The following is a 508-nucleotide window of genomic DNA, read 5'->3' as shown; positions in this document are numbered from 1 at the left end:
CCCCAACCGCGGAGACGCGGTAGGGGCTCTTCATTATGCCATGGACCAAACGACGGGCATTAGTTGTTGGCCCACATCAAGATTACGATTACCACCACCGCCACGATTAGGGCAAAAGCGGTGAACCCGAACACGACGGGAATGGTAGCCAGCACGACCCAAGAGCCCAGCACGATGGGAATGGCCGCGCCTACAGCTATAGGAATGACATCCGCACGTGACCCGGTGCCCCCCGAGAGTAGCTGCGCCCAGACGCGCCACAACACCCAAGACTGAGCCACAGCGGCCACGACAACAACCCCCGCGACCTTCCAAAACTTGCCCCGGAATGAGGTGGCTGGAAGGTGGTTCAAGATCGCGATGAGTTGGTCACCAAACACCCACATCGCCACGACCAGAGCCGCCGTCATACCGATGGCGACTACTGCCTGTGAAGCGCCCTGAGTTTGTTGGAGGCTCCTGACCTTGGAAACGAGGATGGAGTTATGCCGAAGGAACTGGCGAATGG

General features: G+C 59.3%; 1 protein-coding gene. It reads right to left on the bottom strand.

Annotated elements, in window-relative coordinates; all coding sequences use genetic code 11:
• Positions 1 to 59: 59 nt before the first annotated feature.
• Positions 60 to 508 (bottom strand): hypothetical protein (locus A5728_RS14395; protein ID WP_197493064.1); only part of this gene is annotated, 449 nt, incomplete at its 5' end.

This window comes from Kocuria sp. ICS0012, assembly GCF_001665945.1.
Classification (GTDB): Bacteria; Actinomycetota; Actinomycetes; order Actinomycetales; family Micrococcaceae; genus Kocuria; species Kocuria marina.
The sequence above is the reverse complement of the archived record's forward strand: the minus strand, read 5'-3'. Positions and strand labels throughout refer to the sequence as shown.